The sequence below is a fragment of the Segatella sinensis genome, assembly GCF_040095255.1.
GTDB classification, from domain to species: domain Bacteria; phylum Bacteroidota; class Bacteroidia; order Bacteroidales; family Bacteroidaceae; genus Prevotella; species Prevotella sinensis.
Map to the genome: position 1 here is coordinate 92949 of NZ_JBBNGE010000002.1, position 15800 is coordinate 108748.

Here is a 15800-nt window from a genome sequence, read left to right on the forward strand (position 1 = left end):
GAAACGTTTTGAGAGACATACCTTATTTAGTATGATAACTAAAACGTAAAGAATGATGAGATACAAGGTCATATATTTCGTATTTTTTCTTCTTGCCATAGTTTCCTGTACAGGCAATAAGAAGTATGATAACTTGATGCAGCGAGCTGACAGCATCATGGATGTAGATGATGACTCGGCAAAAATCGCCATCCGAATGCTTGATGGCATAAAACCGCAGCTGCCAGATTTGACGAAAAGGCAAAGAATGCGTTATGATTTGCTTTATCACAAGGCGATGAATAAGGCATATATTCCATTCACATCTGATAGTGTGATGCTAGAAGTGGCAGATTATTATGATCATCATGGCTCAGCCAATGATCGTATGCTTGCTTATTATGTTTTGGGCTGCGTGTATAGAGATATGCATGAGGCACCAACAGCTTTGGAGTATTATCATAAGGCTACAGAGCAAGCTGATACTACATCCAAGGATTGTGATTATGCAACTTTGGCTAGGGTATATGGTCAGATGGCAACATTGTTTGATAAGCAGTATTTGCCTTATCAAGAATTGGCAGCATATGAAAAAGGAAGCAAATATGCGCTTCAAGCGGGAGATACTCTCAATGCGATAAAATTTTATCAAAACAGAATGGGTACCTTTGCTATATTGGGGAAAATTGATTCTGCAATCATGATTAACTTGACTGCAGCTAAAATGTTTAGACATATAGGAAGGAATTATGAGTCAGCATTAGCATTTGGCTGCAATTATAGTTTTTATTTGCAACAAGGAGATACTAAAAGTGCGACAGATGCGTTTAAGACTTATGTTTCAACAAACTATGAGGGAAATTTAGAATATGATGATTCTAAAGCTTACGTTTTTAATGAACGGGGTCTTTATTATATGTATATGAATCAATTAGATTCTGCATTCTATTATCTGAAGCAGAGTTTAAGTCTTTGTAAATCATATAACAATAAAGCTGCTACGACAAAAGCTTTGGCTCAATACTACTCTAAAGTGAATCGATCTAATCTAGCGATACAGTTTGCTTTGAAGAGTTTGACATATCAAGATTCAGCCTTTATAGATACCAGAAACTCCCAGTTACAACAAATCCAAGCGATGTATGATTATGGAAGACATCAAGAATTGGCTATTATGGCTGAGAAAAAGGCAAGCCAGAGAACTCACATTATATATCTTCTGGTAATTAGCGGTATTGTTATCCTTGTGATTCTTACTTATATATATAGGAGAAATATACTTTTGAAAAAGAAGAGGATAGAAACTACCAAACTTTTATACGAAGATAGTTTGCTGAGATTAACAAAAATACAAGAAGAGCTTGTCCAACTGAAAAAAGAGAAAGACAGTCTTTCAGCCAAGGCTATTCAAGAAAAGGAAGAAGCATATTTTAAATTAAAGGAAAATGTTAAGGACATTTGCAAGAAATTTGATAATCCTCAGCTGACTGAGGTAGATGTCCTTTTGAAAAATTCTTTCATATACAAAAAGTTTCACTATTTAGAAATGCATCCGAAAGAGAAAATTGGTTTGGAAGATTGGAAAGAGTTGGAAAAGACTGTTGAGAATTTGATTCCATCTTTTATCCCATTATTGAAGGAACGATTGAACGAGAAAGAATATCATATTTGCTTGTTAGTGAAGTTGGAATTCTCTACCTCATTTATTGCAAATTTAGTTGGCATAACATCTTCAGGTGTCTCGGCTTCACGTAAAGCAATGTTAGCTAAATTATGCAATCGAGTAGGTTCTCCAAAGGAATTTGACGAATATGTTAGGAAAATACAATAGTTATACGAATAGTATAAAAGCTTGATAATGAGCACAATAGTGGATTTTACTAAATTTTCACTAAATTATTAAAGCGCATTTCGTTTGGAAGTTTCGGCGAAAATCCATACTTTTGCAATCGAATTTAAAACTATCGAATATGAAAAAAATAGAAATATTATTGATTCTTTGTGGGGCAATATGCTTGTCCCCAACTTATTCGAGGGCAGAGTCTTATACATTGTTCTATGGCTTGGTTAATCCTAATCAGATGGGGAAACCTGTAGGTAGAGCACCTAAACGTCCTTTGGTCGTTGATTTGGTAGGTCACACATTGACTGTTCCAACTCAAGTAGTTGGTTATACGCTCATATTGGAAAGTGAGGAGGGAGAAGTTTATACCTATTATATAACAGGTACGACCTTGGAGTTTCCTCAAGAATTGAGTGGTAACTATCAAATTTCTATTTCTGATGGGAATAGTATGTATCATAGTACAATAGAGTTATAAACTATAAAAGCAAGAATTAATGTTGACAGATGTAATGGTAAAATATTGCAAGATGCTTAAGCCATCTGTAAAGGTACAAGAAGTAAGACTCTTTTTGGAATCTTCTCCTTGCTACCCTTCTTTGTCGTCTGTCATAGATACGTTGTTGTTTATTGGTGTTAAAGCAAAAGCTGTAAAAACCGATGTATTAAACTTTGATGAAGTTCAATCTCCTTTCCTTGTTCATTTAGTGATAAATGGTGAACAAGTTTTAGCTATAGCAAAAAGCGCAAATAATACGCAACAATTATATTTATATTCTCTAAAAGAGCAAAAGTGGATAGTTAAGTCTATTGATAAATTAAGGGAAATTTGGGATGGCATCATAATATTTCCAGTAGGATTAAAACAAGAATCCATACGGAAAGTAAGTTATGGTAAGATGTTGTCTTTGCTGATATTTCTTGCGATATCAGTAGGTGCTCTACCTATTGCATTGCCATCTTTGGTTAGCATCTTAGGATTGGCGTTTTCTCTCTTTCTGTATCTTAAAGAAGAGAGAAACGCTCCAACTTCAGTTACTCGTATGTGCCATATTGGGAAAACGGTTGATTGTGATAAAGTTATAAAATCTAATTATGCTACTATAGGGACCATAAGATTAGTAGATTTATCTATTGCATATTTTGCATCTCAATTGATGGTAATTTTGCTTAGCATAGTTTCAATGTCAAGTGTAGACATATATGCTATTTATATGCCATCAGTCATTGGTTGTTTACCAATATTGGCTTATACTGTTTTTGCACAGTTAAAAATCAAAAGGATTTGTCTATTTTGTGCTTTGTTACAGATGTGCCTTGTTATTGAAGCAACCATTGCTCTCTTTCATAAAGGGAACATAGATTTATCTCTGCTAGTTTCTGAAGGCATATTGTTCTTCTTTTTCCTTGCTATACTTTGGCAAGACCATAGATATAAGATGCTTAAAAATAGAGAGGAACAAACAAAATGCTCATTATTGAAATTTAAAAGAGATCATGACATTTTACAAAAGAGAAGTAAACGTCTTGTCTTATGTCCTGATGCTATATCTATTATAGGGAATCAAGCTACAGACGAAATAGTTTTGTTTCTTTCTCCTGAGTGTCCACATTGCCGCCAAGCTTTATTTGAGCTAATGGAATATATGAATTCTAATTCTGTATGCCCATATAATATCAAGCTTATCATAGCCTCTATGAACAAAGAAATTGCAGAGACAGCAAGAAATTGGATAAGTTTGTATTTGACAAAAGCAATAGAGTTCAAGATAATGCTACGAATGTGGGCAAAAGGCAAACAATTGTCAGATTTTCCAACTTTTGATTTCTTGATTCTACAAAAAGCAGGATTACTTATGCAAAAGTTTCAGGAAGTTGCTATAAAAAATAATATCCATAGCTATCCTATGATAGCTATAAACGGTATCTTGCTGTCAGAGGATTATTCTAGTTCAGATATAAAGTACATAATGATTGATCATATAATCAGAAAGAAGTAGGCATAAGACCTATAAACGCAAAATCATTCGCGTGCAAGTAATGTGTAATTTCATAACAAGAACAATATGAAACAGTTATCTAAAATGGAGTTGCTCAATTTATTGGGTGGCTCAGTGCAAGCTCATAGCCGTTGTGATGATTTAGTTGCCAATGCCAATAAGAATGGAGCAACTTGGTCTGATGGAGAATAGGATTTATGGGCAGACCAATTCGAAAAGTATTGCTAAAACATTATTTAATCGTTGGAGGAAGGATCCCCTCCAACCTTTTAATTATCTATAAACGTTAATGAAAAAAAATATATATTATATTTTACTTATCTTGTTTGCAAGCATTCATACAGTCAATGCCAAAGTAGTAATTGATGAGAAAGTTCTGGAGCCTGCCATTATCAGTGTAGTGTACGTACGTACAAAAGTAACGGATACACTAAATGCTGCCAATGACTACAAGCAAGACTTGCTGACATTGAAAGCAGGCAAGAAATACAGTGCATTCTATTCGGCAGCCAAAAAGACTAACGACTCTATAAGTAGCCGTAACTTTGACTACGTGATGGCTATGATGAATGACTATCAAGCCTTTCACCGTGTGGCAGAGTTAGAGAATGATGTAATCTTCAAAAACTACCCCGAAGGAGAAAATACAGTGTTCCTTCGCTTTAACTTGTCTAGTTGGTATTATCAAGAACCCATAGATAAACCGAGTTGGCAACTGGTGCCTGACAGCAGCAAGGTAATTTGTGGGTATGAATGTCTAAAGGCTGTTTGCCATTATAGAGGTCGCCAATGGACAGCTTGGTATTCCCCAGAAATCCCCATACATGATGGTCCTTGGAAACTTTGGGGGTTACCAGGGTTGATATTGGAGGCACATGATGAAAAGATGCACTATCAGTATGTTGCCTTGAAAATCCAGAGTGAAAATGCGGGAAATGTGGAGTATTTTAATTATAGTGACAGATTTAAGACAGAACGAATTAAAGCTTTGGTACAAAATAGAAAGGCTTTAGGAAAAAGTATCAAAAATGCGATTCTTTCATCTGGTGCTTTTGGTATTAAGTCCCAAAACATAAAGGCAGACACCGGTAGACCAGCGCATACCAATTATGATTTTGAAGAAACAGACTATCCTCATGAATAGATTCATATCGTTTATAGTAATGCTGATTTGTGCTATAGAATGTTCTATGGCACAAACAAGCGTATCTGGTCACGTCGTCAATAAGGCAACTGAGGTTCCTATTGTAGGAGCTAATGTAATTATAAAAAATGGTAATGGAAAAATTGCGGGCTTTGCATCAACGAATACTGAAGGAGCCTTTAGCATTGATGTTGCTGACTCCACAAAACTTACCGTCAATGTGAGCATGTTGGGTTTTAAGAAATACTCCATGCCTATTAATGAGATACATACCCCTTTAACTATCAAGCTAGACGATGGAAATTATAGTATCAAAGAGGTTGTGGTGAAGGCAGACAGAATACGAGCTAATGGAGATACCATCAAATATAACGTGGCAACCTTTACCCAAAAACAAGATCGTACAATTGGGGATGTGATGAAGCACATGCCTGGCATTGACGTGAAAGACAATGGAAGCATTGAATATCAAGGTCTAGCCATCAATAAGTTTTATATCGAAGGCAACGATTTGCTGGGTGGCAAATATGGGGTAGCCACGAATGGTATATCTGCGAATGACATCGGAATGGTGGAAGTACTGGAAAACCATCAACCGATGCAGGTACTCTCTGGCATAGGCTTGAGCGACCAGGCTGCCATCAATCTAAAACTCAAGAATAAGTCAAAAGGCACCTGGTTGCTGAATGGTCAGTTAGCTGGTGGCGTATCTACGCAACCCAAGGGAATGGTATGGGACGGAGACTTATTCTTGATGAAAGCCCAGCCAAGCTATCAAACGATAACGACTCTGAAAAGTAATAATGCTGGAAAAAATTTGGAGAGTCAGACTACCGATTTTCTAGAGAATGAGCGAAACACCCAACTGAGCGATTATGTGTCTCTGTCTCTTCCATCAATTTCTTCTCTTGACCCTAAGCGTTCCCTATTCAATCGCTCTCACATGTTTTCAACCTCTCACATGTGGAAGAAAAAAGCGGTAGAATACAAGGGGCAGATAGATTATTACAACTATCGCAACAAGATGTCTGCGGCTTCAGAGATAACCTATTTCATACCAAATTCCACAAAGGTTATCAGGGAAGACAGGAATGGCATGGAAAGAGGAAATCAACTGACGGGCTCTTTTGTGGTGGAAATGAACAAAAAGTCGTATTTCTTCAACAATACCTTCAAGCCTGTGCTGAAATGGTATGATAGTTCTGTAGGCATGAGCGAGAACTTTCAGAAGGTTGAATCCCCCAACTTTTACCTCAGTAATAAGACCAAAATTATCAAACGCTTTGCGGAGAAGCATCTTATTACATTTTATGCAGACAATGAGTGGGAGAACCTGACATCCACTTTAGATGTCAACTTTACCAATCAGACCAAAGGAAAGATTTATCAAAAGAATCAAGACCATGCTTTCTTCACCAACGAAAAGGCGCAATATGCTTTCAACTTGTCAAAGGTGCAACTCTCTTTGGAAGGTGGTATCGAAGGATATTTTCGTAAATTGGATTCAAAAGCGGATGGTGTTGCCGTGTCGGTAGCAGGAGAACCTGTACAATATGGTGACTTGACAACCAACTATTTGAAACTGTTTGTCACTCCACAAGTTGAATACACATTAAGTAGATTCAATGTGGATTTGTTGTGTCCTATATCTTATGATTCCTATCATTTAAGTGCAGCCGATGATAGCGAAAAACTATTTGTGTCACCAACCTTGAAGTTGCGTTGGCGACCTATTCAAGGTTTGTCTATGACAGTTACGGGAAGACTGAATGAATCTCCAACAGATTTGCATGACATCCATGAAGCCCCATTGTATGCCGACTACAGGACAATAGTTCTTGGAGTCAACAAACTCTATACAACAAAAAACAAACGACTGTCGGGTAACTTCTCTTATCGCAATGTCAGCGAGGGATTGTTTGCCAATTTGATATTGTCAAAATCATGGCAAGACACACCAACCTTGCCTGCCCAAAGATTTTCCGATGACAACATCATCAGCTATTATCAGGACGTAGCCTCCTTCTCGCAGTCATTCCAAGCGATAGGAAATATAAGCAAGACGCTTGACTTCATTCGAGGCGGTGTTTCTATAAATGGCATTTTTAGAAGAAATAGCTCTGCAGTGTCGAGTGAAGAGACACCCGTTCATTTTGTTAGAACATACTATTCTATAGGAGGACAAGTGAATGCCAACTTGAATAAATGGTTGTATATGACCTATGCTTTTAAGGCGTTTGGCAGCTCAGCATTTAGTAAAGGAACTTCACTTGACAACAGGCGTAACAACGTGCAGCACAGATTTACGATGGATATTTCGGCCACCTCCAAACTGATGTTTGAGGTGGCTGGCGATTATTTTCATAACCAACAGTCTGAAGACACCTACAAGGATTGCTTCTTGTTGGATTCGAAAGTAAAATACGCATTGGGGAAAAAGATAGATTTACAGCTGTTGACTTCAAACATCATGAATACCCGCACTTATAGTTATTCCATTTACGACACCCTCAGTCGTATAGAGTCTGTTCGGTATCTACGTGGAAGAGAAATCATGTTGTCAATATGTTTTAAATAAGAAGAATATGCCATTATGTTTACAAAAGGATTCCATGCAATGCGGCATTGCTTGCTTACAGATGGTATGCAAATATTTCGGCAGGGAATATTCTATGGATTCCCTGTCAAAGCTTTGTTTTGCAACAACTGAAGGTGTGTCTATGCTAGGCATTAATGAGGCAGCAAATATACTTGGATTACATACTACATGTGTAAGAGCTGCAACTTCTATTTTTAGCAAAGCACCTCTACCATGTGTTCTTCATTGGAACCAGAATCACTTTGTGGTTCTATACAAGGTGAAGAATGGGAAGGAATTCTGTATTGCAGACCCTGGGAAGGGATTGGTAACATACAGCCTTGAGGAGTTCAAAAAGCATTGGATAAGTACAAGATCTAATGATGAAGACAATGGAATCGCCATGTTCTTGGAAACCACTCCTGCATTCTTTACCTATAAAATGGAAGGGACAGAGAATGTCAAAGAAAATAGGTCTTTCCGCTTTCTCTTTGGGTATGTGAAGAAATACCGCAAGTATTTCGGGCAAATCATCTTGGGGTTGGTTGTGGGAAGCCTCTTGCAACTTGTCTTGCCATTCCTTACCCAGTCTATTGTCGATATTGGCATCAAGAACCAAGACATAGGGTTTGTCTGGCTTATCTTGTTGGGGCAATTGATGTTAACCATCAGTCGCACGGCTATTGACTTTATCCGCAGATGGCTGTTGCTGCATATCTCCCTGCGCATCAATATCTCTTTGGTAAGCGACTTTTTCATCAAACTCTTGAAGTTGCCAATGTCTTTCTTTGACACGAAACTCATGGGAGACTTGATGCAAAGAATAAACGACCATAGCCGAGTAAACAATTTCCTCACACAGCAAACGCTCAACATTACTTTTGCAATGCTCACTTTTGTAGTGTTCTCGGTGGTGCTGTTCTTCTACAACAAATTGGTGTTTGCTATCTTCTTGCTTGGAAGCATTCTGTATGGTGGTTGGATGACCCTGTTCTTAAAACGGAGAAAGGTGCTCTACTATGAATTGTTCGAGCAACAAGCCATCAACAATAACAAGACCTATGAGTTTATTACTTCCATGCAGGAAATCAAGTTGCAGGATTGTGAACAGCGCAGAAGATGGGAATGGGAGGATACTCAAGCTGACCTGTTTGGAGTACAGATGAAATCACTTAAGCTCCAACAGACGCAAGAGGCAGGAAGCATTTTTATCAATGAGGTAAAGAATATCATCATCACGGTAGTAGCTGCAACCGCTGTGATTCATGGACAGATGACACTCGGTATGATGCTCGCCGTGCAATACATCATCGGTCAGCTTAACTCACCAGTGGAGCAACTGATGAACTTCTTCTATTCTCTGCAAGATGTGAAGATTAGCTTGGAGCGTATCAACGAGATTCACCAGATGGATGATGAGAACGGAAAGGAAGGCTTGAAAACTTCAATAGAGAATAAAGACGAGGGCATTGACATCAAGAACATCATGTTCAAGTACGACCCGCATACTTTGCACAAGACCATAGATGATGTAAATATCCACATACCTCAAGGCAAGGTGACGGCAATCGTTGGTGCGTCTGGCAGTGGAAAGACCACCCTCATCCGCTTGATGCTTGGCTATTATCCAGTATTGGAGGGACAAATCTATATCGGAAATACCGACATCAATACTCTCAACAAGAAGTGGTGGCGCAGGCAATGTGGTGTTGTTATGCAGGATGGTATCATCTTCTCGGAAAGTATCGCTAGAAACATTGCTGTTGATGATGGCGACATAGACAAGGAACGTCTGCTGAAAGCTGCCGAGATAGCTTGCATTAAGGATTACGTGATGGCTTTGCCACTGAAGTTTAATACCAAAATTGGGCGTGATGGCGTAGGATTGAGCCAAGGGCAGAAGCAGCGCATTCTTATAGCAAGAGCTGTCTATAAGAATCCAGACTACATTTTCCTTGACGAAGCAACCAACTCGCTTGATGCCAACAACGAGAGAAGCATCGTGGAGAATCTGGATAAGTTCTATAAGGGCAAGACGGTTGTAATAGTAGCTCATCGCTTAAGCACGGTGAAAAATGCCGACCAAATAGTAGTCATAGATCATGGTAAGGTGGTCGAGGTAGGCAATCATGAATCATTGACAGCCAAGCGAGGTACATACTATAATTTGGTGAAGAATCAGTTGGAATTGGGAAACTAAAATGCTTTTGATATGGAACAGAAAGAAAAAGATTTAGATAATATAGAGTTGAGAAGCGAGAAGGTGAGGAATGTGATAGGCAAAGTTCCTCCTCGTCTCGTCAGCTTGGGGACTGTAATCATTACCGTCATAGTCCTTGCCCTAGCAGTCGCATTCTACAAGATACCTTATCCTATATCCATAGAGACTAATGGTGAGGTTGTTAATCATAGAATGGTACAGGTGTTTGTACCATACAAGTATCTGTATCTCTTGAATGAGACAAGAACAGCTTATGTTTCCTTTGAAGGCTACGATAATATTTCTTATCAATTTGATGTGACAAGCCATAACACAAAGCTTGTACACAAGGAAGATGTCAACTACTTTGTGGCAACAGCTACCATTAATGCACAAGGGAATAGCAGAAAGTCTGTATTACAAAAGTATATGAAAGCAGATGTAAGAATCATCATTAGCAACAAGACTTTATGGCAGCAGGTATTCGGATAAGTTAGTCCGAATACCCAACTGCTATCTCCACAATGGCTCATCTTGCAATTCTCGTCTTCGGGAGTTTCCAAGCCTTCCATATACACATACATATCCGTTGTCGCAACCAACTATCAGTGTCCATAAACAGGCGTTTCATATTGGTTCAAGTTGAGCTGATTTTGCATATATACAATGGTATTTTGAGCCGATTCAACATAAAGTCACCTTCAAAAATAGCTTTTCAAAACAGCAATTAAAATTTCATTCTCCTTTCACAATCAACAGAATATACACATAATTAAGCACTTAAGTGTGAAAGGAGAATTCACTGAAACAACAATAACAATCAGCAGAAAGGACTATTAATATAAGGAGAAGGCAACTTAGTCTAAGGGAAAAAGCAACTATCACAAGAGGAATAGAAAAGGCTTCTTTGTATCGGATGACCCGGGTCATCCATATAGATGACGGGAGTGAGTCATATAGATGACCCGAGTCATCCATATAGACGGTCTTGGTCATCCAGTCGATAAATCGTCTCTTTTCGCCTGCCAATATCTATTCCTCATCCTTCTGGTTACTATGCTTCATCCCAGCATTCATAACAAAGACACCCATTATTCATTATCAAAACATCTATTATTGACTATACCAGATCCTTGACCACCTATACTCTTTAAAAGCAAGGCTCATCGCCACATTTAAGCTTAGCCATCAATTACCATCTCAAATTTTCCTTTCACACTTAACTCTCTTATTTTCAGCACAATCCACATTCCGTGAAAGGAGATTTATTATTCACATTAAATATTTTCGGAGATGCTGAAAATTTGTAGCATCTCCTTTTTCTTTTCTAGTTATTGACTGATTTAGCAGCAATCGTATCCTTCTGCTTGGTAACTGCGGAATCTCTTAGCATGCAGTCTTTCTGCTTCTTATATTCCTTGTACTCTCGCTCATAGTAGTGGGCATAGTTGGCGAAAGGCTCGGCTACGGCATCGCTGCTGCTTGCCGTGAATGTATGACCGTATGGGTCGCTTGCCTTGATGGTAATCTTGGCATTTGGGTTCTTTGGTACATAATAATAAAGGTGGTTCATGATGAGATAACCATTTCCCTTGCTCACGAACCGATAGGATACACTCTCGCTGTACTTATGATGATAGCCGGCTGCAAAGGCATCCTGACCCTTGCTGCTGATGCGGCGCATCAGATATTCCTTGCCATCCTCTATGGCTACCACACGCCAGTGACTGGTGGCATTGAAGACATTGGCTACCAGGATATTCCTATTGTTTGCCAACTGCCAGTCTTTGGCATATTTCTCGCCGTTGAAATCGGTCTGGGCACGGAAGATGGTCATCTGCTTGCTCTTGTCCCAGAAAGTTCCCTTGTAATAGCAGTTGCTGATACTGGTACCCACAAAACTATAGACATAATATCCGTTCGGCGTACCGCAGATGTTGATATTCGACTGCCAGATGTTGCCACAGGCGGCAGCATGGCAATGCTCCATCACATCCTCGCCCTCATAATTGATCTCGTGGTTGCAGGCAAAATGAGTATGTCCGCAGAAGAGTTCATAGCCTCCCTTAAACTGCTTCAGCAGAGAGAGTAGGAGAGAGAGGCGGGAAGAGGAATAATGCCCCTCCTCATTGGCATTGGTCAGCGGCTTCGCCTTGCTGAACGGCGCATTGCCGAAGGTAAAAGGAATGTGATAGCAGAGCACCACCTTCTTATCCTTAGGCGTAAGGGCCAGATTTTGCTTCAGCCATTTCACCTGGCGCTCACGCAATTCTCCAGGAGAATAATAAGACATGCCACGATGGAAGAAGCAGTTGTTGATGCAGACATAATGCACATCGCCACGGTCGAAGGAAAAATCGGTAGGACCGAAATTCTCCTCCCACTTCCTGCGGTAGAGTGCCTTTCCATCCTGGTCGTGATTGCCGATTACGGAGAAGAGGCGCATCTCTGAAGAGCCCAATGCCTGGCGTATCTGTCGCTCTAACTGTGGATTATAGCCGCCGTAATACTGTACGTCGTCACCCATGCTGAGTCCATAGACAGGAGTACCGGCAGGAAGACTCTTGATGGTTTGCTTGATATCTGCCATCGTCTGTGTGGTGAATCTTTCTACATCGCTCTTCTTGATGGGATTATCATCCGGAGAAGTATAGTAGGGGCTGTAGGCATTGGTAACCTGCGGGTCGCCGATGACTATCATCTTATAACTCGTCTCCTTACCGCCAGGCAATCGCCTCAGGGTAAAGTCATAAATCTTTTTCTTGTTGGAAACAGCCTGGTAAAAACAAGCCGTGCGGTCGGTAGCCGAATGGGTAGGAACCTCGAACTCGGCAGGCACGGAAAAATAGATGAAGCGAGCCAAGCTGTCTCGCTTCATCTTATATCTTCCTCGGGAATCGGTCTTCACACACTTGAAGCCATCGCTCACGATAACGCCAGCCACACCGTTTCCCTCGGTATCTTTTAAAGAACCAGAGATATTGAAATCTCTCTTCACCACAGGCTTTTTCTTCTTCACCGTATCCGCCACCAGCGTGGCAGTCGTGTTATCCACTACCTTGTGGATAATAGGGAGCATATCATGCTTCCGGAGATGCAGGGTAACTCCTATAGCCACAAGAACGCAGCAGATGAAGACGACCAAGCCTGTATTCATCTGTTTTTTATTCATTTTTCCTCCTACATTATCACTTTTTCTGTCGTACTTCTACTTCACGATAGAAGTTATCGGGTTACGGGTACCCTTGGCATTCACGAGGAAAGCCTTGGCACTGCCGAATTTCAGGAACATATCTAGGCGAACAGGGATGTGGTTCTCATCGTCCGTGATATAGAAATCCACTATCTTCTTCCACTTCTCATCCTCATACTCCTGATATTCCAGACGCAAACAGCGGTATTTGATGCCGTTATCTGCCTTCACAGTCACCTTGCCGCCATACTTGAGCTGGGCAGGAGTGCGACCGCCACCATCACAGATAGGGAATTTCACGCTATGACCTTTCTTCCAGTTGGCAGGGTCGAAACTGCGGGCACGCAGGAAGATGTTCATCATGTCAAAGACACAGTCATCATAAGAATGCTTCTTCCATCTGTGCTCACCATGCTTGTTCTGATAATGCAGGTTTACATTGCAATTGCCGCCGGCATAGTTATAGAAAACCTCATCCACTGTATATCGCTTGCCTTCGCGGGCTCCCTTGCGGAAATACATCGGAGCCATATCGGTGCCTGTATAGCAGAGCAGGGTATCGCGGAGAACGAAGAAATCGTCCACTCTCTTATTACCGCGGGTTACCAGCGAACCACGATAGGCAGGCTTGCCCTTGTGGGTGGTCTGCACCACCGACATGCTGGCAGTGCCAGCCTTTACCCATACAAACTTCCAGTTGTAATAGAGATTGTAAGTCAGGAATTCACCCGACTTGAATGCAGTATTACGGAAAGTACACTGGGCCGATACAGAAGTATTGACCAAAAACAGCAATATGGCTACTATAAATGACTTGAGTAACTTCATATCCTTTACATTTTAGGAACATACTGGATGCCGAGCTTAGCGGCACGTTGTACATTCTGATTCTTAACTTTCTTCTCCTTATCAGGCTTCTGCTTGGTGATGGCTCCCGGCTTCTGCAGCGAGAGTTCACGGACCAGCGGATCCCAGCTTTCTGTGAGATCCCATTTCGCCTTACATTCTATCGCCTCCGGATAGTAATATACTTCCTCAGCCTGCTGGTCGCTATCATAATTACCCGTATCCCACTTGCCGTTATTGTTGCGATCTACGATCAGACGCATATAATACTTCTGTGGTTTGAGATAATAGAATTCTGCCACACCATTCACTGTCTTGGTCTCCTTTACCATTTTATCCTGTGCATCAAGCAGTTGCACGATGAGCGGCAGGTCGTGGAGCGAGGTGATGTTCACAAGCAGTGTACCATAGGTATCCAGTGAGTTGACCTTGAAGCCCTGCTTGATAGGTTTGGAAGCCAATCCGTAGATATCCTCAAAGGCAGCTGAATCTACCTCCAAACTATATTCTATATCCGGTCGCCATTCTCCCCGGAGTTCATATTTCCGGTTCTCCAGCGGCAGGAATTCCATCGGAGCCCGATACCAGAGCGTATCATGCTTGGCATAGAGATGGATGGCGGCAGTATCTACCTTAGCCAATGGAGTAGGGAAGGAGAAGATGACATTCTGGTCGGGATCAAACTGCGATGATACACTCAGCTGTACATCGAGCGGTTTCACCTCCATCACCGAATCGTAGGGTTCGCCTTTCTTCTTCTTTTTCTCCTGCTTCTTGGTCCAGGCAGCCAGTTCCTTTTCCATGTTCTTCATTCGCTTGGCGTATGGTTCCTTTGACAGGATTTCCTGGGCAGAATCGGTCTTGTTGACCAGTACTCCGGTACTATCCGTCATGCGGTAAGTGATATCCATCAGCAGCGTATCCTGATTCACCAGTGCCGTATCCTTCAGCCAGTAGGTAATGGTATCCTTCTTCTCAGAAGCCTCAACCAGGAAAGCATTCTCGGCATCAAAGTTGAGCCCCTTGATCTGTGGAAGAATGGAATCTCCATAACTGAAGAAGAGGGTGAAGCTATTTGCCTTCTGGCGCTCTGCCTTCAGGAAGAATCTGTCGGTCAGAGGCTCCGTAAAGGCTCTGAGCACGATATTATCAGGAAGGAAATGGATGTAATCCACCTGGTCTATCGACTTGATGTGCAGGGAATCCACCCAGGTGGTATCCTGTCTTACATCCGGTTTGCAGGAAGGCACGATGATGTCGTGGGAGAAAGCAATCTTTTCGCTCTTCTGACTGAACTTATAGTCGCCATCCTGATCCTGCAGGGCGTAGATGCGGTAAGAACCCGGTGCCACACCCTTGATGACAAAGCGGCCGCGACTGTCGGTACGGCTCACTCGCAACATCGGTTTGGTGCGGAAGGCAGAATCGGCATGGTCGGCATACAATCCCACCAGGATACCCTTGACAGGTTCCAGATTCTCCGATTCCAGCACATGCCCCGATACCTCCATGGTATCAATGGCAGCTCCCGTAGAGAAACTGTAGGTATAGTTTCCCATCGGATTGCCCTCGTTGTTATCGCTGATGGCATCCGAGAAGTCGATGGTGTAGGTGGTATTCGCCTTGAGTGAATCCACAAGCGATATCTGTATTCGCCTGCCGGCACCCTTGATTTCAGGCTGTTCCAGCTGTGGTGGCGAAACCACCACCTTCTCCGAAGGGTTATCGAGCTTGATAAACTCATCGAAGTAGATATTGATTTTCTTCTGGTTTACATTCACGGCGCCATCGGCTGGCGAAGCTCCTATCACCTTGGGAGGAGTCTCGTCAAACCATCCGCCATCCGGCTGTCCCATCTTGGCACAGGAAACCAGCAATAGGAAGACAAGCAGATAGAAAGGCAAAAACAGGGTATTTGCCTTTATCCGATTCTTCAACAATTGTATGATGTCGTTCTTGTTTGTCATTCTTTTCTATCTTACATGTCCACTATTCCTGCAGATTATGCAGTAAAAGC

General features: G+C 41.3%; 12 protein-coding genes. 8 read left to right on the forward strand and 4 right to left on the reverse strand.

Translation table 11 applies throughout. The features are described 5' to 3' along the window. Window positions 1–52 precede the first annotated feature (52 nt). From AAAT87_RS01070 to AAAT87_RS01105, 8 genes are all read left to right on the forward strand, one after another. Window positions 53–1810 (forward strand): hypothetical protein, encoded by a 1758-nt coding sequence (locus AAAT87_RS01070; RefSeq protein WP_296972230.1) that lies wholly within the window; start codon window positions 53–55, stop codon window positions 1808–1810. Between the two features lie 139 nt (window positions 1811–1949). Next, window positions 1950–2300: a hypothetical protein gene (locus AAAT87_RS01075; RefSeq protein WP_349225382.1), complete on the forward strand. Its 351-nt coding sequence runs from the start codon at window positions 1950–1952 to the stop codon at window positions 2298–2300. Between the two features lie 19 nt (window positions 2301–2319). Beyond that, a complete protein-coding gene (locus tag AAAT87_RS01080; RefSeq protein WP_349225383.1) occupies window positions 2320–3822 on the forward strand; it encodes a vitamin K epoxide reductase family protein in 1503 nt (500 codons plus the stop codon). Between the two features lie 66 nt (window positions 3823–3888). Further along, window positions 3889–4014 carry a hypothetical protein gene (locus AAAT87_RS01085; protein WP_349225384.1) on the forward strand — a complete coding sequence of 42 codons (126 nt, stop codon included), beginning with the start codon at window positions 3889–3891 and terminating at the stop codon, window positions 4012–4014. Window positions 4015–4111: 97 nt separating this feature from the next. Beyond that, the gene (locus tag AAAT87_RS01090; RefSeq protein WP_349225385.1) at window positions 4112–4966 is read left to right on the forward strand and encodes a GLPGLI family protein; all 855 of its coding nucleotides are present in this window, start codon (window positions 4112–4114) and stop codon (window positions 4964–4966) included. Window positions 4967–5012: 46 nt separating this feature from the next. After that, window positions 5013–7544: a carboxypeptidase-like regulatory domain-containing protein gene (locus AAAT87_RS01095; RefSeq protein WP_349225386.1), complete on the forward strand. Its 2532-nt coding sequence runs from the start codon at window positions 5013–5015 to the stop codon at window positions 7542–7544. Between the two features lie 7 nt (window positions 7545–7551). Then, window positions 7552–9744, forward strand: coding sequence for a peptidase domain-containing ABC transporter (locus AAAT87_RS01100; RefSeq protein ID WP_349225387.1), 2193 nt, complete (start codon window positions 7552–7554; stop codon window positions 9742–9744). Window positions 9745–9756: 12 nt separating this feature from the next. Then, window positions 9757–10236 (forward strand): hypothetical protein, encoded by a 480-nt coding sequence (locus AAAT87_RS01105; protein ID WP_349225388.1) that lies wholly within the window; start codon window positions 9757–9759, stop codon window positions 10234–10236. Between the two features lie 37 nt (window positions 10237–10273). Here the strand turns inward: AAAT87_RS01105 and AAAT87_RS01110 are convergent, their stop codons facing one another. The 4 genes from AAAT87_RS01110 to AAAT87_RS01125 all read right to left on the reverse strand — a co-directional run bounded on the left by AAAT87_RS01110 (window position 10274) and on the right by AAAT87_RS01125 (window position 15750). After that, on the reverse strand, window positions 10274–10375 hold the full coding sequence (locus AAAT87_RS01110) for a hypothetical protein (RefSeq protein ID WP_428848550.1): 102 nt from the start codon (window positions 10373–10375) through the stop codon (window positions 10274–10276). A gap of 696 nt (window positions 10376–11071) precedes the next feature. Next, the gene (locus AAAT87_RS01115) at window positions 11072–12916 is read right to left on the reverse strand and encodes a calcineurin-like phosphoesterase C-terminal domain-containing protein (protein WP_349225389.1); all 1845 of its coding nucleotides are present in this window, start codon (window positions 12914–12916) and stop codon (window positions 11072–11074) included. A gap of 36 nt (window positions 12917–12952) precedes the next feature. Continuing rightward, window positions 12953–13765 (reverse strand): DUF3108 domain-containing protein, encoded by an 813-nt coding sequence (locus tag AAAT87_RS01120; protein ID WP_349225390.1) that lies wholly within the window; start codon window positions 13763–13765, stop codon window positions 12953–12955. A gap of 5 nt (window positions 13766–13770) precedes the next feature. Beyond that, entirely contained in the window at window positions 13771–15750 is a 1980-nt protein-coding gene (locus tag AAAT87_RS01125) for an Ig-like domain-containing domain (RefSeq protein ID WP_427866004.1), read from the reverse strand. Window positions 15751–15800 lie beyond the last annotated feature (50 nt).

Excerpts from the sequence above, each read along its gene's own strand:
- AAAT87_RS01070 (WP_296972230.1), top strand. The coding sequence starts at position 53 with ATGATGAGATACAAGGTCATATATTTCGTATTTTTTCTTCTTGCCATA.
- AAAT87_RS01075 (WP_349225382.1), top strand. The coding sequence starts at position 1,950 with ATGAAAAAAATAGAAATATTATTGATTCTTTGTGGGGCAATATGCTTG.
- AAAT87_RS01080 (WP_349225383.1), top strand. The coding sequence starts at position 2,320 with ATGTTGACAGATGTAATGGTAAAATATTGCAAGATGCTTAAGCCATCT.
- AAAT87_RS01085 (WP_349225384.1), top strand. The coding sequence starts at position 3,889 with ATGAAACAGTTATCTAAAATGGAGTTGCTCAATTTATTGGGTGGCTCA.
- AAAT87_RS01090 (WP_349225385.1), top strand. The coding sequence starts at position 4,112 with ATGAAAAAAAATATATATTATATTTTACTTATCTTGTTTGCAAGCATT.
- AAAT87_RS01095 (WP_349225386.1), top strand. The coding sequence starts at position 5,013 with ATGGCACAAACAAGCGTATCTGGTCACGTCGTCAATAAGGCAACTGAG.
- AAAT87_RS01100 (WP_349225387.1), top strand. The coding sequence starts at position 7,552 with ATGCCATTATGTTTACAAAAGGATTCCATGCAATGCGGCATTGCTTGC.
- AAAT87_RS01105 (WP_349225388.1), top strand. The coding sequence starts at position 9,757 with ATGGAACAGAAAGAAAAAGATTTAGATAATATAGAGTTGAGAAGCGAG.
- AAAT87_RS01110 (WP_428848550.1), bottom strand. The coding sequence starts at position 10,375 with ATGAAACGCCTGTTTATGGACACTGATAGTTGGTTGCGACAACGGATA.
- AAAT87_RS01115 (WP_349225389.1), bottom strand. The coding sequence starts at position 12,916 with ATGAATAAAAAACAGATGAATACAGGCTTGGTCGTCTTCATCTGCTGC.
- AAAT87_RS01120 (WP_349225390.1), bottom strand. The coding sequence starts at position 13,765 with ATGAAGTTACTCAAGTCATTTATAGTAGCCATATTGCTGTTTTTGGTC.
- AAAT87_RS01125 (WP_427866004.1), bottom strand. The coding sequence starts at position 15,750 with ATGACAAACAAGAACGACATCATACAATTGTTGAAGAATCGGATAAAG.